Origin of the sequence: Levilactobacillus suantsaii, from assembly GCF_004115745.1 — a bacterium.
GTDB classification, from domain to species: domain Bacteria; phylum Bacillota; class Bacilli; order Lactobacillales; family Lactobacillaceae; genus Levilactobacillus; species Levilactobacillus suantsaii.
Map to the genome: position 1 here is coordinate 118,954 of NZ_QXIL01000003.1, position 24,700 is coordinate 143,653.

22 protein-coding genes are annotated in these 24,700 nt (G+C 51.9%); all 22 read right to left on the reverse strand.

Annotated features, from left to right (window positions below; all coding sequences use genetic code 11):
• Nucleotides 1-78: 78 nt before the first annotated feature.
• The gene (gene dnaK / locus DXH47_RS02605; RefSeq protein ID WP_129031524.1) at nt 79-1,959 is read right to left on the reverse strand and encodes a molecular chaperone DnaK; all 1,881 of its coding nucleotides are present in this window, start codon (nt 1,957-1,959) and stop codon (nt 79-81) included.
• 49 nt (nt 1,960-2,008) lie between these two features.
• Nucleotides 2,009-2,620, reverse strand: a complete 612-nt coding sequence (gene grpE, locus DXH47_RS02610) for a nucleotide exchange factor GrpE (RefSeq protein WP_129031525.1) — start codon at nt 2,618-2,620, stop codon at nt 2,009-2,011.
• Nucleotides 2,621-2,641: 21 nt separating this feature from the next.
• Nucleotides 2,642-3,679 (reverse strand): heat-inducible transcriptional repressor HrcA, encoded by a 1,038-nt coding sequence (gene hrcA, locus DXH47_RS02615; RefSeq protein ID WP_129031526.1) that lies wholly within the window; start codon nt 3,677-3,679, stop codon nt 2,642-2,644.
• Between the two features lie 162 nt (nt 3,680-3,841).
• The gene (gene ribF, locus DXH47_RS02620) at nt 3,842-4,795 is read right to left on the reverse strand and encodes a riboflavin biosynthesis protein RibF (RefSeq protein WP_129031527.1); all 954 of its coding nucleotides are present in this window, start codon (nt 4,793-4,795) and stop codon (nt 3,842-3,844) included.
• Nucleotides 4,796-4,821: 26 nt separating this feature from the next.
• Entirely contained in the window at nt 4,822-5,742 is a 921-nt protein-coding gene (truB, locus tag DXH47_RS02625; RefSeq protein ID WP_129031528.1) for a tRNA pseudouridine(55) synthase TruB, read from the reverse strand.
• Between the two features lie 149 nt (nt 5,743-5,891).
• The gene (gene rbfA, locus DXH47_RS02630; protein ID WP_129031529.1) at nt 5,892-6,248 is read right to left on the reverse strand and encodes a 30S ribosome-binding factor RbfA; all 357 of its coding nucleotides are present in this window, start codon (nt 6,246-6,248) and stop codon (nt 5,892-5,894) included.
• Between the two features lie 19 nt (nt 6,249-6,267).
• Nucleotides 6,268-8,646 (reverse strand): translation initiation factor IF-2, encoded by a 2,379-nt coding sequence (infB, locus tag DXH47_RS02635; RefSeq protein ID WP_129031530.1) that lies wholly within the window; start codon nt 8,644-8,646, stop codon nt 6,268-6,270.
• Nucleotides 8,647-8,690: 44 nt separating this feature from the next.
• Nucleotides 8,691-8,996, reverse strand: a complete 306-nt coding sequence (locus DXH47_RS02640; protein WP_129031531.1) for a L7Ae/L30e/S12e/Gadd45 family ribosomal protein — start codon at nt 8,994-8,996, stop codon at nt 8,691-8,693.
• The gene (gene rnpM / locus DXH47_RS02645; RefSeq protein WP_129031532.1) at nt 8,989-9,285 is read right to left on the reverse strand and encodes an RNase P modulator RnpM; all 297 of its coding nucleotides are present in this window, start codon (nt 9,283-9,285) and stop codon (nt 8,989-8,991) included. Before rnpM ends, DXH47_RS02640 begins: the two co-directional genes overlap by 8 nt.
• Nucleotides 9,286-9,313: 28 nt before the next feature.
• Entirely contained in the window at nt 9,314-10,594 is a 1,281-nt protein-coding gene (gene nusA, locus DXH47_RS02650; protein WP_129031533.1) for a transcription termination factor NusA, read from the reverse strand.
• Nucleotides 10,595-10,616: 22 nt separating this feature from the next.
• The gene (rimP, locus tag DXH47_RS02655) at nt 10,617-11,090 is read right to left on the reverse strand and encodes a ribosome maturation factor RimP (protein ID WP_129031534.1); all 474 of its coding nucleotides are present in this window, start codon (nt 11,088-11,090) and stop codon (nt 10,617-10,619) included.
• A 127-nt stretch (nt 11,091-11,217) separates the two neighbouring features.
• Nucleotides 11,218-11,490: a hypothetical protein gene (locus tag DXH47_RS02660; RefSeq protein WP_129031535.1), complete on the reverse strand. Its 273-nt coding sequence runs from the start codon at nt 11,488-11,490 to the stop codon at nt 11,218-11,220.
• 120 nt (nt 11,491-11,610) lie between these two features.
• The gene (locus DXH47_RS02665; RefSeq protein ID WP_129031536.1) at nt 11,611-15,957 is read right to left on the reverse strand and encodes a PolC-type DNA polymerase III; all 4,347 of its coding nucleotides are present in this window, start codon (nt 15,955-15,957) and stop codon (nt 11,611-11,613) included.
• Nucleotides 15,958-16,031: 74 nt separating this feature from the next.
• Nucleotides 16,032-17,744 (reverse strand): proline--tRNA ligase, encoded by a 1,713-nt coding sequence (locus tag DXH47_RS02670; protein ID WP_129031537.1) that lies wholly within the window; start codon nt 17,742-17,744, stop codon nt 16,032-16,034.
• 32 nt (nt 17,745-17,776) lie between these two features.
• Nucleotides 17,777-19,054, reverse strand: a complete 1,278-nt coding sequence (rseP, locus tag DXH47_RS02675; protein WP_129031538.1) for an RIP metalloprotease RseP — start codon at nt 19,052-19,054, stop codon at nt 17,777-17,779.
• Between the two features lie 110 nt (nt 19,055-19,164).
• Nucleotides 19,165-19,953: a phosphatidate cytidylyltransferase gene (locus DXH47_RS02680; RefSeq protein WP_129031539.1), complete on the reverse strand. Its 789-nt coding sequence runs from the start codon at nt 19,951-19,953 to the stop codon at nt 19,165-19,167.
• A gap of 36 nt (nt 19,954-19,989) precedes the next feature.
• Nucleotides 19,990-20,766: an isoprenyl transferase gene (locus DXH47_RS02685; protein WP_170954934.1), complete on the reverse strand. Its 777-nt coding sequence runs from the start codon at nt 20,764-20,766 to the stop codon at nt 19,990-19,992.
• Nucleotides 20,767-20,868: 102 nt separating this feature from the next.
• Nucleotides 20,869-21,291: a hypothetical protein gene (locus tag DXH47_RS02690; RefSeq protein ID WP_129031541.1), complete on the reverse strand. Its 423-nt coding sequence runs from the start codon at nt 21,289-21,291 to the stop codon at nt 20,869-20,871.
• A 29-nt stretch (nt 21,292-21,320) separates the two neighbouring features.
• Entirely contained in the window at nt 21,321-21,878 is a 558-nt protein-coding gene (gene frr, locus DXH47_RS02695) for a ribosome recycling factor (RefSeq protein WP_129031542.1), read from the reverse strand.
• Nucleotides 21,879-21,884: 6 nt separating this feature from the next.
• The gene (gene pyrH / locus DXH47_RS02700; protein WP_129031543.1) at nt 21,885-22,610 is read right to left on the reverse strand and encodes a UMP kinase; all 726 of its coding nucleotides are present in this window, start codon (nt 22,608-22,610) and stop codon (nt 21,885-21,887) included.
• Between the two features lie 151 nt (nt 22,611-22,761).
• The gene (gene tsf / locus DXH47_RS02705) at nt 22,762-23,646 is read right to left on the reverse strand and encodes a translation elongation factor Ts (RefSeq protein ID WP_129031544.1); all 885 of its coding nucleotides are present in this window, start codon (nt 23,644-23,646) and stop codon (nt 22,762-22,764) included.
• A gap of 151 nt (nt 23,647-23,797) precedes the next feature.
• Nucleotides 23,798-24,598 (reverse strand): 30S ribosomal protein S2, encoded by an 801-nt coding sequence (gene rpsB / locus DXH47_RS02710; RefSeq protein WP_129031545.1) that lies wholly within the window; start codon nt 24,596-24,598, stop codon nt 23,798-23,800.
• Between the last annotated feature and the right edge of the window lie 102 nt (nt 24,599-24,700).

Below are 24,700 nucleotides of genomic sequence, written 5' to 3' on the forward strand. Positions count from 1 at the left end.
AGCATACCTCGAAACAAAAAGCCAAAGCCCTGCGGACTCTGACTTTTTGCCCTAACTTATTGGCCAAGTTGGGTCGGCTTACTTCTTGTTATCGTCGTCGTGAACTTCATGGAAGTCCCCGTCAACGGTCCCGTCGTCCTTACCACCTTGGTTGGCATCGCCGTTAGTGCCTTGCGCACCGGCATCACCAGCCGTACCCTTAGCGTCGCCTTGGGCGTTTTGAGCTTGTTGGTATAACTTGACGGATAGATCCTGGACAATCTTAGTCAAATCATCCTTCTTGGTCTTCATGTCATCGAGGTTGTTCGCTTCTTGGGCCTTCTTTAAGGCATCACGAGCGTCTTGGGCCTTCTTGATTTCGTCATCGGAAACCTTACCCTTAACGTCCTTCAACGTCTTATCGGTCTGGAAGAGTAACTGGTCGACTTCGTTCTTGGTGTCGACTTCTTCCTTACGCTTCTTGTCGGCCGCTTCGTTTTCCTTAGCTTCCTTCATCATCTTTTCGACTTCGTCATCGGACAAGCCATCGGAACTCTTGATGGTAATCTTTTGTTCCTTGTTGGTTCCCGTATCCTTCGCCGAAACGTTCACAATCCCGTTCTTATCGATATCGAACGTGACTTGGATTTGAGGAACTCCCCGTGGGGCAGCTGGAATATCAGTCAGTTGGAAGTTACCCAACGTCTTGTTATCTGCCGCCATTGGCCGTTCACCTTGTAAGACGTGGATATCCACGGCTGGTTGGTTGTCGGCCGCCGTTGAGAAGACTTGTGACTTGCTGGTTGGGATGGTCGTGTTCCGGTCGATCAACTTAGTGAAGACACCACCCATGGTTTCAATCCCTAAGGAAAGTGGCGTGACATCCAAGAGGACAACGTCCTTAACGTCACCGGTGATGACCCCACCTTGGACCGCAGCCCCTAAGGCCACGGCTTCATCAGGGTTGATGGAGTGACTTGGTTCCTTACCCGTCCACTTTTGAACGGCTTCTTGAACGGCTGGAATCCGGGTGGACCCACCGTTTAAGATGACCACGTCAACGTCGGAAGCCTGTAAGTCGGCATCCTTCAAGGCGTTTTCGACTGGGACCCGCGTCTTTTCAACTAAGTCGGCCGTTAATTCGTTGAACTTAGCCCGAGTCAAGGACTTTTCCAAGTGCAGTGGGCCATTCTCGCCAGCGGAAATAAATGGCAAGCTGATTTGCGCTTCCGTAACTCCGGAGAGATCCTTCTTCGCCTTTTCAGCCGCGTCCTTCAACCGTTGTAAAGCCATCTTGTCCTTGGATAAGTCAATGCTATTGTCGTCCTTGAAGCCGGCAATTAACCAGTCCATGATCTTTTGGTCGAAGTCGTCCCCACCTAAGTGAGTATCCCCGTTAGTGGAGAGCACGTCGAAGACGCCATCCCCCAGATCCAAGATGGACACATCAAAGGTCCCACCACCAAGATCATAAACCATGATCTTTTCGTCTTTGTCTTGCTTATCCAAACCGTAAGCCAAAGCCGCAGCGGTTGGTTCGTTGATGATCCGTTTAACGTCTAAGCCAGCGATCTTCCCGGCATCCTTAGTGGCTTGCCGTTGGGCATCGTTGAAGTAGGCAGGGACCGTGATGACGGCCTGGCTGACCGTATCACCAATGTAGTCTTCCGCAAAGGACTTCAAGTGTTGCAAGATCATCGCGGAGATTTGTTCTGGCGTGTAATCCTTACCGTCAACGGTGACCTTGTAGCCAGATTCGCCCATGTGGCTCTTGATGGATGAAATGGTGTTCGGGTTGGTGATGGCTTGGCGCTTAGCCACTTCCCCAACTTGAGTTTCGCCGTCTTTAAACGCAACAACGGATGGCGTCGTCCGGGAGCCTTCCTTGTTCGCGATAATCTTTGGTGCGTTACCTTCTAGAACGGCAACGGCGGAGTTCGTCGTCCCCAAGTCAATTCCAATAATTTTGTTGCTTGCCATCAAAAATTCCCTCTTTTACTGTTAGATTTTTAAAGTTATTGCGCAACGTTTATTGTGCCACGACGACCATAGCCGGTCGTAACACCCGGTCCTTTAACTGATAGCCCTTTTGGAGGACCTGGACCACCGTTTCAGCCGGTTGGTCATCGCTGGCCGGCACCGTCTGGACGGCTTGGTGCAAGGTCGGGTCAAATTTCTGCCCCAGCGCTGCTACTTCAGTCACGTGATTGCGCTTCAGGGCATCTTCCAAGTGATCGTAGGTCATCTGAACACCCTTCTTCAGCCCCTGAGCCGCTTCGTCGGTCGCTTTCACAGCCAACGCGCGTTCGAGGTTGTCAATCACTGGTAAGACGTCCTTAGCCAATTGCTGGCCATCATACTTGATCAGTGTTGCCTGCTCCTTTTCAAAGCGAGTTTGCATATTTTGAATCTCAGCTTCAGCTCTGAGGTACTTGTCCTCCATATCAGCCGCCTTTTTTTGCTCGGCGGCTAGCTGAGTTGCCTGTGGATCAGGCTTCTTAGCGGCTTTTGCCGTTGCTTGTGCATCAGCAGTGGCCTGCTTAGCCTTGTCAGTCGGTGCCGCTGATTGCGATTGGTCCTCAGCCGACGTCGGTTGCTTTGGTTGTTGATCTTCAGCAGATGTTGGTTGCTTATCAGCCACGATAGAACCCCTTCCTTTCCGTTACTCATCATAGTGTCGGTAGTAATCCAGCAATTTCTTGGCGAGCTCCTCGCGGAAAGCCCCCAGCAGACCGATCATCCGCGAATATGGCATCCGCGTCGGCCCTAAAATCGCAATCATGCCCCGACCATGTTGGTTAACATCGTAAGTTGCGGTAATCAGACTATAATACCGCAAAGCATCGTTGGTCATTTCGTTACCGATCTGTACGGAAATGTTATCCCGCGGTTGTCCCAAAACGTCGGCGATGTCGTCGGTCTTATCAATCAACGAATATAACGCCTTGAGCGAATCCACATCGCTGTCCTGGGAGAAGTTCAATAGATTCAATCGGCCACCCACGTAGAAACGCTCCTGCGCCGCCCGGGTCAACACATCGCCAAAGATGTCCAAGAACCCTTGCGGACTTTGCAGATAATGCGTAATCTTCGCGGGAATGTCGGTCTGCAGTTTTTGTAACACTGCCGGGAGCGTCAAACCAACCAACTGGTCGTTGATCAACCGGACGACCGCCTCTAATTGTTCTCCGGTCACCGCTTCAGTAACATCAAACGTTTGATTCTCCACGTCGCCACTATCAGTGACCAAAATCGCCATAATCTGACGGTGACCCAACGGCACTAGCCGAAAGCCACTCAACCGGCTGTCTTTCAGCTCCGGTTTCAACGTAAACGCCGTGTAGCTGGTCAGATTCGATAGAATCGTCGCCGATTGCGAAATGATCTCATCGATCTTGTGAAAATCACCGCCAAGTGACGACTGAATCATGTTTAAGTCATTCGGCCGCAACGGGTCTGGCTTAACCAAGTGATCCACGTAATAGCGATAACCCTCCACCGATGGGATCCGGCCCGAAGACGAATGGGTCTTGCGAATCAGGCCCAATTCCTCTAGCGCCGCCATTTCATTACGAATCGTGGCCGAACTGACGTGAATGGGTAACTGCTTAGCTAGTGCCTTGGATCCCACCGGAACACCACTGTTGGTGAAATCACGGACAACGGCCCGCAGAATCATCATCTGTCTTTCTGACAGCATCACAATCACCCCTTTTTTAGCACTCACAATTTCAAGTGCTAAGACACATATACAATGTAGCAAACTCGCGTTTTTAAGTCAAGAAATCCAACAAGAAATTTAGCAATCTCTTTCGTTAAGTGCTAATTTACGGATTTTTTCCTTCCCAGTACGGTCTGCCGCCTAGTTCTGCTGACCGTGTTGGGCGAAGTAATCCCGGGTGTGGGCTTCGTCTCGCTGCAACTGTGCCACTAACCCTTCGGCACCGTCAAACTTGATTTCCCCCCGCAAGCGATGGTACCACTCGATAGCCACGGACTCACCATAAAGGTTGCCCTGAAAATCTAAGAGGTTCATCTCCACGGTGATCGGCCGGTCGTCACCAAAGGTTACGTTCCGTCCAACTGAGACCATCCCCGGGTACCAAATGGCCCCCACCTTTAAACGGGCGGTGTAGATGCCAATTCCGGGCAGCCACTCGTCTTCGGGAGCCAACACATTCGCCGTGGGGTACCCGATGGTTCGTCCCCGGGCTTCCCCGTGGACGACCAACCCGGTCGTACGGTAAGTATAGCCTAATAAGTCATTGACCGCATCGATATCGCCGTCGCCCATAGCCTGACGAATCCGGGTCGAGCTGACTTTCCCTGTTGCAAGAGTCATTTCGGGAACCGTCTCCACACTAAAACGCCCCTGAGCGTAATCGCTCAAGTTCGCCATCGTCGCGACGTCTTTTTTGCCGTAGGTGTGATCGAAACCCGCCACCGCGACCACCGTGTGAAACGGCACCAAATAGTGGTCAACAAATTCTTGGGGCGTCTGGGCGGCAAATTCACCCGTGTAGTTAACCCAAAAGACCCGGTCAACGCCCAGCCGTTCCAGCTGTTGGAGCTTACGTTTCTCGGGGCTCAAATACTTACGGTCATCGGCTGTCATTGGCCGGTAAACCAACGCGGGATGGTGGTCGTAGGTCAAAACTGCGAGTTTCACCCCGCGTTGTTGGGCCAAGGCCTTGGCTCGCTTGATCACGGCTTGATGCCCCCGGTGGACCCCATCAAAAAAGCCCATGGCTAAAACGACAGGATCTGCCGGAATTTTCTGCGGATCCAAAGGATGATGTATGCGAATAACTTCCATAACCGGCTGTTCTCTCCTTAATGTGCTTAATTCACCGCGAACATTTTGAGCGGTTTATACTGTTGCTTCTCATCTGACCACTGGTACAGACACTTGGTCTCATTTTCGTAGGTCAAAGCCAACACGGGGACCTTAGTTGGGGTTGCTTGGGCCACTTCTTGCGCGCTTAAGAAGACCCCATTTTTGACCAGTTGCCACAGCTTGGCCGACAACGCCACGTGGGGGTAAGCCCGCAACGCGTAATCGATGGGCCGTAAAATGCTGGCGAGGTCATCGGCTTCAACGGCCGCGGCAACCTGGTCTAACGTGACGGCTTGATCGAGCGTAAATCCGCCACTTTTCAGCCGGGTCAAGGTCGCCATCACGGCCGGTACCCCTAATTTACGACCGAGATCGACCGCGAGGGTCCGGACGTAAGTCCCTTTCGAACACCCAATTTCAAAAGCAATCGTCTGGGTTCCCGTGCTGGCGTCAAAGTCGCCGGCACCCGTCAGGGTAAAGTAATCCACCGTGACGGTTCTGGTGGGCCGTTCGACCGTTTCCCCGGCCCGGGCGTACTCGTACAATCGCCGCCCGTGAACCTTCACCGCCGAGTACATCGGCGGGGTCTGCTGGATGGTGCCCGTCAAGGTTTGGGCCGCTTCAGCCACCGCTGCGGCTGTAAACGGCGTGCTTAGTGGTTGACGCGCCACCTCGTCACCGTCCAAATCTTCAGTCGTAGTGGCAACGCCTAACGTCACCTTACCCCGGTAAACTTTGCCGGATGCCATAAGGTACGGCACGACCTTAGTGGCCGTCCCGACACAAATGGGTAAGACCCCATCAACGTTGGGATCCAGCGTACCGCTGTGACCCACGCGTTTGGTTTGTAAAATGTGGCGTAGTTTGGCCACACAGTCGAAGCTAGTCATGCCCCGTTCCTTGTGCAGGGGGATAATTCCGTTCATGAATGGGCCTCCGTTTCTCAAAAAAAAGGCCGGGGACAAAATTCCCCCGGCCCTTGCTTGCATTGCGTTTACATTTTGCGTCTCATTCTCGGGCCGTTGGGAAGCACGCAACTTGGTCACGTGTCGTCCCGTCAGCTCAGCTACGGTCGTTACTCGTGATCTTGACGGTGCAAATCGTTCAAGAGTTCGTCGATGCGACTCCCGTATTGTACAGACTTATCCCGTTCAAAGAAGAGTTCGGGCGTCTTGTAGATACTCAACCGGGACCCCAATTCGGAGCGAATCAGCCCCGTCGCCTTTTTCAGGCCCTGGGCGGTCTTCTCCGCCGACGATGCCTTGTCCGACAAGATACTGTAGTAAACGGTCGCCTCCTGCAGGTCACCCGTGACTTCGACACCCGTCACGGTCACGCCTTCCACGCGCGGATCACGCACCCGTTTGAGGAGAATATCCGTGACCTCGCGTTGTATCTCTTGTTCTAAGCGACCAACTCGATATTGTGCCATTGCGTTGTGCCTCCGTTCGTTATTTAACCGGAACTTCCTTCATGACGTACGCTTCGATCACGTCGTCCACTTTGATGTCGTTGTAGTTTTCAATCGTTAACCCGAGTTCATAACCCTGCTTAACTTCCTTCACGTCATCCTTAAAGCGTTTCAGACTGCCCAGCTTACCTTCGTAGACCACGACGTTATCACGAATCAAGCGGACATCACTGTCGGCCGTAATCTTACCATCAGTGACCATCCCACCGGCAATCGTCCCCACTTTAGAAGCGTGGTAGATTTGCCGAATTTCGACTTGACCAATCACTTGTTCTTCGTAGGTCGGTTCCAGCATCCCCTTCATCGCCGCTTCGATCTCATCGATGGCGTTGTAGATGACGTTGTGCAAGCGGATGTCGACCTTGTCGCTATCGGCTTGGGACCGTGCTTGTGGCGTTGGCCGCACGTTGAACCCGATAATGATGGCGTTCGACGCTTCAGCCAGCGTCACGTCACTTTCGTTGATGGCCCCAACGGCGGAGTGAATGATGTTGACCCGCACGCCAGAAACGTCAATCTTTTGCAAACTGCCCACTAAGGCCTCGACAGATCCTTGGACGTCGGCCTTGATGATGACGTCGACTTCCTTCATTTCGCCTTCCTTTAAGGAATCGAACAGGTTGTCCAACGTGACGTGGTTGGTGTTTTGGCGTTCCTTGACCAAGGCTTCCTTGGCCCGTTCTTCACCAGCAGCCCGCGCCGTTTTTTCGTCGTCGAAGACCACGAACCGGTCCCCGGCTTCGGGCACGTCGCTCAACCCCGTAATCTCAACCGGCGTCGATGGAACTGCCGCCTTGATGGCGCGGCCCCGTTCGTTGGTCATCGTCCGGACCCGGCCAAAGGTATTGCCGACCACAATTGGGTCGCCAACGTGTAAGGTCCCTTGTTGAACCAGTAAGGTCGCTACAGACCCTTTTCCTTGATCCAACCGGGCTTCAATCACAGAACCGGCCCCATTTTGTTCTGGGTTAGCCTTTAATTCCATGACTTCGGACTGCAGTAAAATCATGTCCAACAATTCATCGATGTTCTTGCCGAACTTCGCGGAAATGTTGACGAAGATGGTGTCGCCACCCCAGTCTTCAGGAATCAATTCGTATTCCGTCAATTGTTCCATGACGTGGTTCGGGTTGGCCCCCGGCTTATCGATCTTGTTGACCGCCACGATGATTGGCGTTCCCGCCGCCTTCGCGTGGTGAATGGCTTCGATAGTCTGCGGCATGACCCCATCATCAGCAGCGACCACCAAAATGGTGATGTCGGTGATTTCGGCACCGCGGGCCCGCATTTCAGTAAAGGCCGCGTGTCCTGGGGTATCCAAGAACGTGATCAGCTTATCGTTGTAGTGGACCTGATAAGCCCCGATATCTTGCGTGATCCCACCGGCTTCACCCGCCGTGATGTGCGAGTGCCGTAAGTGGTCCAACAAGGTCGTCTTCCCGTGGTCAACGTGGCCCATGATGGTCACAACTGGGGCCCGAGTTTCTTGATGGTCCTTGTTGGCCATCTCGGCATCAAAGGCCTTGTCGATATCGGAAACGTCGACTTGGACCTTTTCCTTGGCTTCGATGCCGTAGTCTTCGGCCAAAATCTCAATGGTATCCTTATCCAGAGATTGGTTCTGGTTGACCATCACACCCAGCATAAAGAGCTTCTTGACGATTTCGGCTGATGACCGGTGTAACAGCTTCGCTAAGTCTTGGGCATTCATGCCATCGCTATAGAGTAAGACTTCTGGTAAGGCCTTGTTCTTCCGCTCTGGTGCACCCTTGTGGTGGTTCACATCTTTAATCCGTTGGTTCTTCTTGTAACGATTATTATTGTTATTGCGGCGCCGATTATTCCGGTTGTTACGGTTATTGCGTCCGCCCCGGCTATTACGCCGGCCATTATTATTTGTATTATTATTCAAGCTTCCACCAAATCTGCCGGTCCCGGAGTTAGACGTCCCATGATGCTGTCCGGTCTGGCTATTATTATTTTTATTATTGTGTTGTGCATGATGCTGTTGCTGCCCCGTTGTCGCTTGGGACCGCTGTGTTGCGGCAGTCTTCGTCGTTTTTCGGGGAGCTTGGGACTGATGGCGGTCGGTCGCATGATGCGCCGACTGCTGCGCTGCGTGTTGTTGCGCATGAGCGTGGCCCTGTCGATGACCAGTGGTGTGCGCCGGTTTAGCGGGACGACTCGTTTTGGCTTGTGATTGGGGTTGCACAGCAGCCCGTAATTGACGTTCTTCGTTCTCGCCGAGCGTTGACATATGGTTCTTGACCGCGAAGCCTTTTTCCTCAGCCGTTGCGATCAATTTTTTACTGGAGACATTGAGTTCTTTTGCAAGTTCATAAATGCGCTTTTTCCCCATATCATCACTCTCCTTAATAAATTCGATCACGAGAACGTCAATGGTTAGTCAGCAAGTAATTGTTGTAACTTCCGGACGAATCCCGGATCGGTAATAGCAATGACCGTCCGCGCCGACCCAATCGCCGTGCTCAGTTGGTCTTTCGTAAAGGTCTCGTTTAACGCTACCTCATAGCTTGCCGCCTTATCGCGGAACTGTTTTTGGCTACTACTGCCGGCATCACTGGCCAGTAAGACCAGTTTAGCTGACCCGTTGCGAATCGCCGCGAGGACGAACGTTTCACCGGTAATGAGTTTTCCCGCTCGCCGGACGAGGCCTAATAATTGTAACGCACGTTGGGCATTAGTCATGGTCGAATAATTCCCGCCGTGCCTGTTGGTGATCCACGTAGGCAATCAAGTCATCGTAGAACTGGTCGTCGATCTTCACGCCAAAAACGTGGTCAAACGTCCGCTCTTTCTTGGCTTTTTTGGCGACGTCGACGTTCAAACTAATGTAAGCCCCCCGGCCGGATTGCTTCCCAGTCGGGTCCAAACTAACTTCTTGGGCTTGGTTACGCACCACGCGAACCAATTGTTTCTTCGGTGCCATCTCTCCGGTGACGATATCTTTACGCATCGGAATCTTTCGTTGTTTCATGGCTCCAAAACCTCCTTTAAGCTAGGGCCTAGTTGGCCGCGTCGTCATCCTGATCAGTAGTTGCATCATTCGTCGTTGCGGTATCGTCCGCCGCATCGTCGGTAGTTGCCGCAGAATCGGCACCGTCAGTCGCATCCGTTGTCGAAGCAGCCGACGTAACGTCCTCATCCGTTGCCGACGCATCATCAGTCGCGTCGTCGACCGGGGCATCCGTAGCAGAATCATCCGCCGGCGTCGTCTCCGCGTCAGCGTTTTGTTCAGCTTCCATTATAGCAGATGCTTCAGATTCTGATTTAATATCGATCTTATAACCGGTCAACTTGGCGGCCAACCGGGCATTTTGCCCCCGCTTACCGATGGCTAAGGATAACTGATAATCCGGCACAACGACTTCACAAGCCCGTTCGTTATTCGGGTCAAAGATGACGTCCAAGACTTCAGCCGGATTCAACGCATTGGCGATGAACTTAGCTTCGTCATCGGTCCATTCCACGATGTCCATGTTTTCGCCACCGAGTTCGTTCACGATGGTTTGGACCCGTTGTCCCCGGGGACCAACACTAGTTCCCACGGGATCGATGTCGGGGTTGTTCGACCGAACGGCAATTTTAGCGCGGTCGCCAGCTTCGCGGGCAATCGCCATGATTTCCACGGTCCCATCGTAGATTTCTGGTACTTCTTGTTCAAACAGGCGCTTCAGTAAGTCTGAAGCTGTCCGGCTGACGAAGACCTGGGGACCCTTGGTGGCATTTTCCACCCGGGTGACGTAGACCTTGATACGGTCATGAATCCGGTAGGTTTCGTTCGGCATCTGGTCTTGACGGCCCATGACGGCTTCGACCTTCCCCAGATTGACGTAAACGAACCGGGTATCTTGACGTTCAACTTCTCCCGTGACGATTTCGTTTTCATACTGGCTGTATTGGTCGTAGATGATATTACGTTCAGCTTCACGGACCCGTTGCATAATAACCTGTTTAGCCGTTTGCGCGGCAATCCGACCAAAGTTCTTGGGCGTGACCTCAAATTTGATATCGTCGCCTAATTCGTAGCCCTTATTGATTGCTAAAGCTTCGTCTAAGCTAACTTCCAAGCGAGAATCGTAGACCTGATCGACGACCTTCTTCACGGCAAAGACGTGAATGTCTCCCTTGCGTTGGTCAAAGTTGACTTCCACGTTTTGGGCTTGGTCGTAATTGCGCTTGTAGGCGGACACTAAGGCCGCTTCTAGGGCTTCAATCACGATTTCTTTTTTGATACCCTTTTCGGTTTCGAGGACGTCTAGGGCGCCCAGTAGTTCTTTACTCATGTTGTCTTTCGCTCCTTAAAATTTAGAACTTAATGGCTAACCGTGCCTGTGCAATGGCCGTGCGGGGAATCTCAAAGGTCTTGAAACGCCCCTTTAAGTTGACCCGTAAATCCAGTTGCTCGGCAGTCAATTTTTCTAGCGTTCCTTCGTAGACCTTGCTAGGACCAATCTTTTGGTACAAGGATACGTGGATGTATTGCCCGACGGCCCGTTCAAAGTCGGCCGGCTTCTTCAATGGCCGTTCAGCACCCGGCGACGACACTTCCAAGAAATACGCCTGGGGAATCGGATCTGGATCGATGGCATCCAGTTGTTCCGACAATTCATCACTCACGGTCGCACACTCTTCAATGCTAATGCCCGCGGGCTTATCAATATAGACGCGTAGATACCAACCCTGACCCTCTTTTACGAATTCCACATCAACCAATTCGAACTGATGACGGGCAACGATTGGTTGAACCAAGTTCGTCACGGTCTCGACGACTGTACTCAAATAAATTCCGCCTCCTATATTTATCCATTAAAAAGAGTGAGCATGGCTGCTCACTCATTTAAAAACGAGTTTAATTACATTCTTAACTTTACTACAGTTACCGGTAGATTGCAACTCTTGCGCCCGTTTACGCACTCGTTCCCAAGACGATGATGAATCCCGCTAACGTAATAAATTCAAACACTAGAAAATCCAACTGGGCCAACTCCAAGTGGCGTAACGCCAAGACCTTCCCTAAGGTCAGGCAAAACGCCACCAGGAAGTACGCAATGACCAGAGCCAGAAACGGGCGTGCAATCACACTAGCCACCAGGCCACAAAAGACGTAACCCGACACGATCAAACAATACCCCAGAAAAAAGATCCAACCATCTGGTAACCGAATAAATTGCTGTAACATGGTGAACACCCGCCTTCGTGATTAACTTGTTCAAGAGTTATTGAACTTCTCAACTTTAGTATATCACGTTTTAAGGGTTTTGAAAGCGTTTACTCACCCGTAAATCCGGCAAATTAAGGGTTACATTAAATCATCGAACAGGCTGAGCTGGTTCTCGTCTGGCAGTCCCTGTAAGACGCCATTCTCAGTCATGAAGTCGATCAACGTCTTGGAGACTTTCCCCCGCTTAGCCAAGTCTTCCTTGGAAATAAACGGCCGGTCGTTTCTAGCAGCCACAATCTGTTTGGCCACGTTCAACCCCAGCCCTGGAGCAGCCCGGAACGGTGCAATCAAGGTGTTACCCTCGATGATCCAGTTGGCCGCATCGGATTTTTCCAAGTCAATCATCTTGAACTCAAAGCCCCGTTCCAGCATTTCGTTAGCCAGTTCGAGCACGGTCAGCAGGTTCTTGTCCTTTGCTGACGCGTCCATCCCCTGGTCATTGATGGCCTTCATGGCTGCTTTGACCGCCGTCTTTCCTTGCGACATGGCCACGACGTCAAAGTCATCGGCCCGCACGGAGAAGTATGCCGCGTAATAAATAATCGGGAAGTAGACCTTGAAGTACGCCACCCGTAACGCCATCAAGACGTAAGCGGCCGCGTGGGCCCGGGGGAACATGTACTTGATCTTCAAACACGAGTCGATGTACCACTCAGGTACGTCGGTGGCCCGCATCTTATCCTGCCACTCGTCCTTGATGCCCCGACCGTGCCGGACCTGTTCCATGATTTGAAACGAGGTTTCGGAGTCCAAGCCGTAGTTGATCAAGTCGGTCATGATGTTATCCCGACACCCGATAACGTTGGCAATCGTCGCCGTGCCGTTTTTAATCAGCTCGTCCGCATTACCTAACCACACATCGGTCCCGTGAGACAACCCGGAAATCTGTAATAGTTGGGAGTAGTTCTGTGGGTGAGTCTGTTCCAACATCCCCCGCACGAACCGGGTCCCAAATTCCGGGACCCCCAGTGTCCCCGTCTTGGATTGAATCTGCTCGGGTGTCACGCCCAGCGAATCTGTCCCGGAGAACAAGGCCATCACGCCTGGATCATCCATGGGAATCGTGGTCGGGTCGACCCCGGACAGGTCTTGCAAGGTCCGGATCATAGTCGGGTCATCGTGTCCCAGAATATCGATTTTCAAGATGTTATCGTGAATCGAATGGAAATCGAAGTGGGTCGTTTGCCAGGCGGCGTTTTGGTCGTCAGCCGGGTACTGGATCGGTGTGAAGTCGTAAATGTCCATGTAGTCCGGCACAACGATAATCCCGGCCGGGTGTTGGCCGGTGGTCCGTTTGACCCCGGTCGCCCCCTTGGCAAGGCGGTCGATTTCGGCCCCACGGAAGGTCTGTTCCGTGTCGCGCTCGTAAGCTTTAACATAGCCGTAAGCCGTCTTGTCGGCCACGGTCCCAATCGTTCCGGCCCGGTACACGTTCTTCTCACCGAACAAAACTTTGGTGTAGTTATGGGCAATCGGTTGGTAGTCCCCAGAGAAGTTCAAATCGATATCGGGGACCTTGTTCCCCTTGAACCCTAAGAAGGTTTCAAACGGGATGTTATGACCGTCACCGATCATCAAGGTACCACACTTCGGGCACTTCTTTTCGGGCAAATCGTAGCCGGAACTATATTCCCCTTTGGTATAGAAGTGCGAATATTGACAGTTCGGACAACGGTAGTGCGGTGGCAACGGGTTGACCTCGGTGATTCCGGTCAGGGTGGCAACCACACTGGACCCCACGGACCCCCGCGACCCAACCAAGTACCCGTCCTTGTTGGACTTGGCAACTAACCGTTGGGCAATCAAATAAATCACGGAGAACCCGTTACCGATAATGGACTTCAACTCCCGGTCGACCCGGTGTTGGACCAGTTCTGGTAAGGGATCCCCGTACCAAGCGTGGGCCGTGGCCATAGTCCGCTCGCGGATTTCGTCTTCGGCACCGGCCATCCGCGGCGTGTACAGTTTGTCTTTTAACGGGTGAATCTCATCGATTTCGTCCGCAATCTTCTGGGTGTTGGTGACCACGATCTCTTGGGCCGTTTGCTCGTCCAAAAATGAGAATTGGTCGAGCATCTCGTTAGTGCTCAAAAACGGCACCGGCGGTAACTCCTGGCGATTCAGCGGGTTAGCGCCCCCCTGCGAATGGATCAAAATCTTCCGGTAAATCGCATCGTTGGGGTTCAAGTAGTGCACATCGCCAGTCGCGACCACTGGCTTTCCCAGCTCGTGACCCAGGTCGATGATATTTTGAATGATTTCGTGGAGGTGGTCTTTATCCGCAATCAAGCCCGAATCCAATAACGGTTGGTAAGCCTGTGGCGGTTGGACTTCCAGGTAATCGTAGTACTTGGCCTTAGCTTCGGCTTCGACCTTTCCCTTTTGCATCATCGCCGTAAAGACTTCGCCTGACGAACAAGCCGAGCCGACGATCAGACCCTCACGGTAGTGTTCGAGAATGCTACGAGGAACCCGCGGTACCCGGTAGAAATAATTCACATTTGATTCGGAGACCAGCTTGAACATGTTCTTCAATCCGGCCTGCGTCTTGGCCAGAATAATGGCGTGACTCGGCCGCGCGTGCTTGTACGCATCGTTATCGGTCATGTGATCATTCAATTGGTCGTGGTACTGGACGTGATAACGTTCCTCGGCGTCCTTCAAGAACAGGTAATTCAGATGACCAGTCGACTCCGCATCGTAAACGGCCCGGTGATGGTGTTCCAAACTGACGTGGAAGCGTTTGGCTAGCGTGTTCAACCGGTAGCTCTTAAGCGTCGGGTACAACCAACGCGCTAGGGTCAGGGTATCAATGATCGGGTTACCAATCTCTGGCATCCCATGCCGCTTATAACCAGTATTCATGAAGCCCACGTCAAACGTGACGTTATGTCCCACGATGATGGCGTCGCCACAGAACTCGCGAAAGGCCGCAAAAACGTCCTTTTCACTCTTAGAGCCGGCCACCATATCGTCGGTGATACTGGTCAGATTCGTGGTCTGTTCGGACAACGGGAAGCCCGGATCGATAAACTCTTCGAACTGGTCAACGACGTTTTTATGTTGCATCTTGACCGCCGACAATTCGATGACCTTATCATAAATGGCGGACAGGCCCGTCGTTTCCACGTCAAAGACCACGTAAGTCGCACCATCTAACGGCGTGTGGGCACTATTATAGCCAATTGGGACCCCATCATCGACCAGGTTAGCTTCGACCCCATACAGCATCTTGACGCCCGCTTTCGAGGCCGCATTAAAGGCAGCGGGAAAACCTTGGACGTCGGCGTGGTCTGTAATGGCCAGTGCGGGCATCCCCCACTTCTTGGCCTGGTCCACAAAATCCCCAATAGGATTAGTCGCGTCCATCTGGCTCATCGTGGTGTGCAGATGGAGTTCCACGCGCTTCTGGTCAGCGGGCGCTGTGTCTCGGCGGCTCGCGTGCTTGACTTGGTTGATGTCGTAGGCGTTCAACGCCAAATCCCGCATGAAGCTGTCTTCCTGGACACTCCCCCGAACCTTGACCCAGTCGCCTTCATTGACCCCAGCGAACTGAGCCTCATCTTCGGCGCCACGGGAAAACTTCTTCACCACGATGGACGAGGTGTAGTCCGTGATCTTTAAGGTCAGCAGTTGCCGACCCGACCGTAACTTCCGGATTTCTTTGTCGAAAATATAACCTTCGACCACTACTGAACGTTCTTCCTGGGTGATGTCGGCCATCTGCATAATTGGTTGATCACCCTTGATGGTCTTCCCAATTTGAGTCGGCCCACTAGCGGGTTGAACCTCACCGCTTTGCTGTTGACTTTGGCGTTTCTGATTGGCCTTTTGAATCGCTGCAGCGGCTTGCTGGGCCAACTGCGCATCGGTCTTTTCCCGTTGGGCCTTAAACTCCTCAATCTTAGCTTGCGATTGAGATTCGTCGACCATCACCTGGATGTTGAATTTGGGGAACCCGGCCTGCCGGTACGTGGCTTCCAATGGCCCCAAGGCCTGGTTCTGCAAAAAGTCCTTGATGACTTCGTTTTGCGCGTACAGCAAAACCCGATTGCCGGCATCTAATTCGGGAACCCGTGATTGGCGCAACTCTTGCACCAGATTGTTAGTCAGTCCACTATTTTGGACCACCCACAACCAGTAATCTCCCAGAGCCCGGTTAGTCAACTGTGCGTCGGTCGTGATGAAACTAGCCGAGACCGTCGCAATATCGTGAAAAGCCACCTGTAATTTTTGGTGGAACGTGACGAACGTTTCGTATGGGAGAATCTGTGGGAACTGTAAGTAAAAATGCCAGCGCCGCGACTTTTCGTGTACGGTCAAACGTTCCAAAGTGGCCGTCTTAAAATTCTCCTGATCAGCCCACTGGCTGAGTCCTAACTGTTGTAATAACTTCTCAAATAAGCTATGCCGATCTTCGTCCACGAGAAAACTCCTTCCTCCTATTTCTGCCGTCGAAAAAAGACCAGCCAACCCGAACTGGTCTTTTCACGGGAAAATTAATCGTTATCCTTGAATAAGATTTCCATGGTGCTGGCCACTTCATCTTTAATGACTTCAACCGTTTCCCCGGTTTTTCGAATCTTGATTTCGACGATTCCTTCGCCAGCCTTTTTACCGACCGTGATGCGCGCCGGAATCCCAATCAAATCGGAATCGGCGAACTTAACGCCCGGCCGTTCCTTGCGGTCATCCACTAAGACCCGGTAACCGGCTGCGGTCAATTGTTTTTCTAAGTCCTGCGACAGTTCCGCCTGTTCGGCCTTTTTCAAGTTGACCGGAATCAGGTGAATGTCATACGGGGCAATGCTACGCGGCCAAACCAGGCCGTTCTCATCAGCATTTTGTTCGGCCACCGCCGACAACAACCGACTGACTCCAATCCCGTAAGAGCCCATGACGACTGGCTTTTGCCGGCCATTCTCATCCAACACCGTAGCGCCTAAGGCCTTGGAATACCGAGTCCCTAACTTAAAGATGTGGCCAATTTCAATCCCCTTAGTAAACTTCAAGACCCCGGCACCATCCGGCGATAAATCGCCTGGTTGAACGGTCTGTAAATCCGCATAGGCGTCGACCCGAAAGTCGCGATCAACGTTGGCATTCGTGTAATGGTGGCCATCTTCGTTCGCCCCAACTGCCACGTTGACCATATCGCCCACGTACTGGTCAGCCAAGATCTTGACGTCATCCCCAACACCGACCGGTCCCAGTGACCCAAAGTTAGCGCCCAAGTATTTCTGGGCGTCTTCAGCCGTGGCCGGGTCCAGGTAGTCGGCATTTAAGTAGTTCTTCAACTTGGTCTCATTGACCTCGTGGTCACCGCGGACCAAGACTAAGACGGGTTGGTCCTTGTTCGCCATGTAGAACATGGTCTTGACCAATGTGTTGGCCTTGACCTGCAAGAAATCGGCCAAGTCATCAATGCTGTGGACCCCCGGCGTGTCAATCTTCTTTAAATCGGCCAACGGCGCGTGGGACTTCTTACTGATGAAGAGGCTCTTGGCCATCTCCAGGTTGGCCGCGTAATCAGACGCGTCGGAATAGACGATGGTGTCTTCACCGACGGGCGCAATCGCGGAGAACTCCTTGGAATCACTGCCGCCCATGGCACCCCCATCACCCACGATAGCCCGGTAGTTCAAGCCGATACGGTTAAAGATGCGTTCATAGGCACCTTCCATTTGATCGTAGATGCGGTCCAGGTCCTCATCATTTAAGGTAAAGGAATACCCATCTTTCATGATAAATTCGCGGCCCCGCAGTAACCCATACCGCGGCCGGTCTTCATCCCGATACTTCGATTGGATTTGATACATGACAAGAGGCAATCGTTTGTACGACTTAACGGCATCCCGCACTAACATGGTGTAGGTCTCTTCGTGCGTTGGCCCCAAGATGAAATCACTATCGTGCCGATTCTTGAATTTAAATAAGTTCGGCCCATAGGTGTCGTAACGGCCAGACTCCTTCCACAAAGAGGCCGGTAAGACTGCCGGCATCAAGGTTTCCACGGCATCAATCTTGGCCATTTCCTCGCGAATAATCGTTTCAATGTTAGTCAAGACCTGATAAGCCAGCGGTAAGTAGGCGTACATCCCCGCCGTGACCTGCCGAATGTACCCGGCCCGCAGCATCATCTGATGGCTGAGGGCTTCCGCATCGTTCGGGACCTCTTTCAAAGTTGGAATGAGTAGTTTAGATTGCTTCATAGTTAAATATTCCCTTCTCGTTACGTCCTAAATCACCGAATAAAGTAGCGTTCGATATCGTTCCAAGTTACCAACAGCATCAGGAGGACCAAAAAGGCCACCCCAACCAAGGTAATCCCTGCTTCCACGTTTTCGGAGAGTGGTTTACGGCGAACGGCTTCAATTAGGTTTAATAATATTTTACCACCATCCAAGGCTGGAATTGGTAATAAATTGACAATCGCTAAGTTGATCGATAAGAAAGCCAAAAAGTTCAAGATACCGACTAGTCCCAACTGGGTGGCCTGAGACGTCGTCGCAAAGATAGCGACCGGCCCGCCCAAGTCGTTTAAACTAAAGTGGCCGGAGACCATGTGCCACAGCGCCCCGAAGAGTAACTTGGTCATGGTCCAAGTCTGGGTAAAACCAGAAACCAAAATGGCACCGATGTTTTTATCCTGCGATTGGGTGATGCCAATCATTCCCACGGTCTTGCCGTTCGACTTTTGGCCCTGCGGCGTGAGCGTGATTTTTTGGGTCTTGCCATTGCGGTTCACGGTCAGTGTGGTCCGCTTATTGGCCCGAGGCTGAATGGCTTCGCTCAAGGCCGTCCAATCTTTGGTCCGCTGGCCTTCAACCGCGAGAATCTTGTCCCCGGTCTTAACGCCCGCCTTTTGAGCAACGGTCACCGGCGACCCGGAGACTTGAATCTGATTGGTCCCGGTGACCACGCCCCCTTGGGCCAACGACATCAACATAAAGGCCACGATTGCCAACAAAATGTTATTCATCGGGCCAGCAAAGTTGGTCATCAACCGGCGCCCTAACGAGGCCGATGGGAACTGGACATCGCGTGGCGCGATTCTTAATTCGGTCCCATCAGATTCAATAATCGTGGCGTCATGCGCTACTGAATAACGTTTAACTGCTGATTCATCCCCGTTTTCGTAGCCTTCGATCCAGAGGTCATTTTCCAAATCTGTTGCCGTGACTTCCAGTGGGATTCCATTGAACAACGTTGATTTCTTGCTAGTATTGATTCGTTCAACGGTACTGTCAGCGCCAACGTATAAGCTCACCGGTGTCCCCGGTTTGAGTTCTTCTTCGTCATCTTCAGCTCCGGCCATCCGCACGTAACCACCCACTGGCAAAAGACGCAACGTATAAGTTGTCCCGTCCTTACCCCGGTGATAAACGAGCTTGGGGCCCATCCCAATCGAAAATTCGCGCACGAGTACGCCACCGCGTTTGGCAAAATAAAAATGGCCAAATTCGTGTACAATCACGAGGATGCCGAAGACAATGATAAAGGCAATAATCGTTGTAATCACAGATTTCGTCCCTTTCTCAGTCCGTAAATTATCCTTGTGTCATCATAAATCGCTGTCTCATAGCATACCCTAGCCCCGGAACCAACGCAAGGCAAGAGCCAACTTCCGATTTAGATTAACCCAAATAGGTGAATGACTGGCAGAACTAACAGTAAACTATCAAACCGGTCCAAAATTCCCCCGTGACCAGGTAAGATCCGGCCAGAATCCTTGACCCCGTAATACCGTTTCAAGGCCGATTCAACCAGGTCACCGAACTGCCCCACGATAGAAAAGAGTAACGTGAGAATGATCATCGTAAAGAGACTGTAATGGCCAATCGGGAAGAACGCCCAGAACACGGAACCAATAATGGTGGCGACTAACGACCCACCAATAGACCCTTCCCAGGTCTTGTTCGGACTGATGTGGGGTGCGAGCTTGTGTCGCCCAAATTTTCGGCCGAGCATGTACGCCCCTGAGTCGGTGGTCCACACGATAAACAACGCGTAAAGCAACGCCACTAAGCTGACGGCCCGCGCCGCGATGAAATAGTGAAAGCCCATCCCGATATAGAGCATACTCAATGTGATGACCCCGGCGTCGTCAAACGAGAACCGGTTGCGGGAAACCACGGTCCGCAACAAGAGCAGCATGACGAACAGGTAGGTGATGTACCACGGGTTCAAGTGCCCCGGTAAATTGGTCCATAAAGTATTGGGCGCAATCACCACCAAGATTCCCAGCCCGGAAATCCAAGCTTCGGGACTGACCAGCAACTTTTTCCGCATCACTAAGACTTCCGACAACGCCACCAACCCTAAGGCGAAGGCTGCGATATCGATCCACACATGACCGGCGATGATAATCGGAATAAAGATGATTAAGGCCACAACCGCCGTAATAACCCGTTGTTTCATAATTTACGCTCCTCAATAAGACAAAATTTAAGTTCGTTACTTCGTTAGCCCACCAAACCGGCGATGCCGTTGTTGATACTGATAGATGGCCTGTTCCAAGGTCGTCTGGTCAAAATCTGGCCAGTGGACCTGCATGAAGACAAATTCACTGTAGGCGACCTGCCATAACATGAAATTCGACAGACGTTCTTCGCCACTGGTCCGAATCAGTAGATCTGGATCCTGTAAGTCGCCTAGACTGGCCGTCATCAACTGTTGGGTAATGTGGTCCTCATCGATATCGGCCGGCTTTAGCGTCCCTGCCTGGACCTGCTGGCCCAACGTCTGCATAGCCGTCGCAATTTCGGCGCGACCGCCATAGTTCAAGGCAAAGTTGAGCACCATGCCCGTACAGTCTTTCGTATCCGCAATGGCGTTGGCCACGGCCGTGCGGGTGGCTTGCGGTAAAGCCTCGGTGTAGCCCATGACCCGCACCCGGATATTATTTTTGACCAAATCAGGCACGAAGGTCCCGAAGAAGTCCACGGGCAACTTCATCAGGTAGTTCACTTCCGCCGTCGGTCGTTTCCAATTTTCGGTCGAAAAGGCATACAACGTCAGCACTTTGACCCCCAGTTGACTGGCTGCCTTGGCCACGGTCTTGACCGTGTTCATACCTTGTTTATGGCCCGCGACCCGCGGCAGATGCCGTTGCTGGGCCCAGCGACCGTTCCCGTCCATAATAATGGCAATGTGGGCGGGGATGTTGTCTTCGTCGAGTTGCGCTTCCGCCACCTCGCCGGTTTGTTGATCTTTATTTAAAAATGAGAACACAGTGCACCTCCATTGCTCTTTACAACCTCTCATCTTAACAAAAAAAGGGCCAGGATACTATCCTAGCCCCGAAATTGAGCGAAAACTTTAGCTTTGCGTTGACTACTCGATTAACCGCCACTCGCCGCGCTTCGCATCGACTAACGTGCCAAAATAGCTCAAGAGGTTGTTGGCGTCATCGGCGCTCACACTCCCCAACATATTTAAGCCTTCGCCAGTCGGAATCGGATCGGATAAATCGGTAATCTCGTTGCCGTTCTCAATCGTTGCCTTCGAGAAAGCGACAATCCAATCGTCCCCAATCAATTGAGTAACCACGAAGAACAGGTTGAAGTCGTCACTGACAAACGCCGGTTGAGCGTAGACCCCGTCTTGGATCTCCTGTAATTCGGCCCCATTGTAGTTTAAGACCGAGACGTTCTCGGCGTTGACCGGGTTATTCAACCGGAACACCATTTTCCCAAATTCTTTAGAACCCGGGGTAATTTCAACGTTATCTTGATCTTGTTGATTGTCTTCTGCCATCATTCAGCACTCCCTATCTAAATTGCCAACTAGTCCGTCAAGACTTCCTTTTCCTTATCCGCCGCAATGTCTTCGACGCCCTTGATGGCCTTGTCGGTTTCCTTTTGCACTTGGTCTTCCAACTGGTGCAGTTGGTCATCGGTGTAATCGCCAGACTTGTGGCCCTTCTTCAGACCGTCCATGGCTTCACGCCGCACATTGCGAACGGCGACTTTACCCTCTTCGGCCGTGGCCTTGACCTGCTTGGCGATTTCCTTACGGCGTTCCTCCGTCAATTGCGGAATGACCAACCGAATGGCCGAGCCATCATTGGACGGCGTGATACCGACGTCGGATTCCAAGATACCCTTTTCGATATTGTCCAGGGCGGACTTATCGAAAGGAGTGATCATCAGGACCCGTGGTTCCGGCACCGTAATAGATGCCACCTGGTTCAACGGTGTCGATTGGCCGTAATAATCGACCATGACCCGACTCAAGATGCTGGCGTTGGCCCGGCCAGCCCGAATCGTGCCTAATTCACGCTTTAAGGCGTCCTCGGCCTTCTTCATTTTACTTGCTGCTGTCGTAATTATCTGATCTGCCATCTGTCTTTACCCCTTACTGTAAACTGTCGTTCCAATGTTGGCCCCTTCAACGACCTTACGAATGTTGCCATCCTCATTGAGGTTGAAGACCACCACCGGAATATCATTATCCATGGAGAACGAACTGGCCGTCGTATCCATGACGTGTAAACCTTTATTGATAATATCCAGTTGCGTCAATTTATCAAACTTGACCGCATTCGGATCCTTCTTCGGATCGGCTGAATAAATGCCGTCCACGCCGTTCTTCGCCATCAAGATGGCGTCGGCGTTAATTTCTGCGGCCCGCAAAGCGGCCGTCGTGTCGGTCGAGAAGTACGGACTCCCCGTCCCTCCGGCAAAGATCACGACCCGTTTCTTTTCTAAGTGGCGAATCGCCTTCCGTCGGATATAAGGTTCGGCAATTTGTCGCATCTCAATCGACGTCTGCACGCGCGTTGGTACCCCAATGGATTCCAAGTTGTCTTGCAGTGCGAGCGCATTCATGATGGTGGCCAGCATCCCGATATAATCGGCCTGAGCCCGTTCCATGCCCATCTGAGAACCCGCAACGCCCCGCCACATGTTGCCACCACCGACAACAATTGCGATTTGGACTCCTAAGTTGTAGACGTCGCGAATTTCCTGAGCAACCGTCTTAATCACTGGTGGGTTGATCCCAAACCCCTTGTCACCGGCGAGGGCCTCACCACTAAGCTTTAACATGATGCGCTGATACTTTACGTCCGCCATTGCGTTTCCTCCTATTGTATTCTGAGAACAATTCTATCATATTCCCAGAGTTAGTGATAGTCGAGAACCGTGAATTCACGCAGTTCCCTTAAAAATCGGCTTATAAGAAAAGCGTAGCCCCCGTGAAGTGGCTACGCTTATTCCTCAAAAATTAACCGTTGATTTGGTCGTTAACTTCCTTGGCCAGGTCAACCGTTGGCTTTTCGATGCCTTCACCAACTTCGTACCGTACAAAGTTTACTAACTTACCGCCCTTGCTAGCCACAAATTGGCCCACAGTTTGGTCGCCATCCTTCACGAATGGTTGGTCAGCTAAGCTGATTTCGGATAAGAACTTGTGTAAACGGCCTTCGACCATCTTTTCGACGATCTTTTCTGGCTTACCTTCGTTCAGAGCTTCTTGCTTCAAAACTTCACGTTCGTGAGCCAACCGATCAGCCGGAATGTCGTCCTTGGAGACGAATTCTGGGTTGATGGCGGCGACGTGCATGGCCACATCCTTAGCCGTTGCTTCATCGGCACCGTCTAAGACCACAACGGCCGCGATTTGACCGCCTTGGTGTAAGTAAGCCCCGAAGACTTGATCGTCGGTCTTCTTGACCACAGCGAACCGACGCAATTGAACGTTTTCGCTGGTGACTTGCGTGGTCTTGATGATGGCGTCGTTCAAGGTTTCGCCATCAGCCGTCTTCAACGCTAAGGCAGCGTCCAAGTCAGCTGGTTGTTGCTTCGCAATGGTATCAGCCACCGTGTCAACTAAGCCGTTGAACGTGTCGTTAGTAGCCACGAAGTCGGTTTCGGAGTTAACTTCGATGATTGCAGCGGTGTTGCCCGCGATTTCTACCTTAGCTAAACCGTTGGCCGCAACGTTGCCACTCTTCTTCTTGGCCTTAGCAATCCCCTTTTCCCGCAGGAAATCGATTGCCTTGTCCATGTCGCCTTCGGAAGCAACTAAAGCCTTCTTCGCGTCCATCATGCCGACTTGCGTCTTATCACGTAATTCTTTAACTTGTGCCGCAGTAATCTTGCTTGCCATGTCTAATGGCCTCCTTTTATCATCAATCACGTTTACACCTAAAAAAGGCTGACTCAATCTCAGGCCATTAACGGTCCTTATTAAGCCAGCCTAAGGTGCTTTAAAGCGTATATTTGGAAAGTCCCGGATTGGGGACCCCGCATTTAATTAATTACTTGTTGTCGCCTTCAACGGCGTTCACGATGTCTTCCATGGGGTTGTCAGACTTAGCCTTGTTATCCTTGGCAGCGTCATCCTTCTTAGTGAAAGTCTTTTCGTCAACTTGGTCTTCGCCTTGACGGCCTTCCACAATGGCATCAGCCATCGTTGAAGTGATCAAACGGACAGCCCGGATAGCGTCATCGTTAGATGGAATTACAACATCGATGTCGTCAGGGTCAGTGTTGGTATCAACCATGGCTACGATCGGGATGTTCAACTTTTGGGCTTCGTGGACCGCGATTTGTTCCTTGCGTGGGTCAACGATGAACAAGACGTCTGGTAACTTAGGCATGTCTTCGATACCGCCTAAGAACTGTTCCAACTTGTCTTGGGACTTCTTGAGTAAGGAAACTTCCTTCTTAGGTAAGACGTCAAACGTGCCGTCAGTACCCATCTTCTTCAAGTCCTTCAGACGCTTGATCCGCGTTTGAATGGTTTCCCAGTTCGTCAAAGTTCCACCTAACCAACGGTGGTTAACGTAGAATTGGCCAGCCCGCGTTGCTTCTTCTTCGATGGAGTCTTGTGCTTGCTTCTTAGTCCCTACGAACAGAACGACCGCACCCTTAGATGCTTCCGTCTTCATGTAGTTGTAAGCTGCATCGATTAACTTCACCGTCTTTTGCAAGTCGATGATGTAGATGCCGTTCCGTTCCGTGAAGATGTATTGCTTCATCTTCGGGTTCCAACGACGCGTTTGGTGACCAAAGTGGACACCGGCTTCAAGCAATTGTTTCATTGAAATAACAGCCATGATAAAATGCCTCCAAATAGTTTTTGATTTCCTCCCCCACGCTCAGTTGGTCGCGGAACTCTTAACGAGCACCCCCGCGACCATCACGCGAGGTGTGAATTG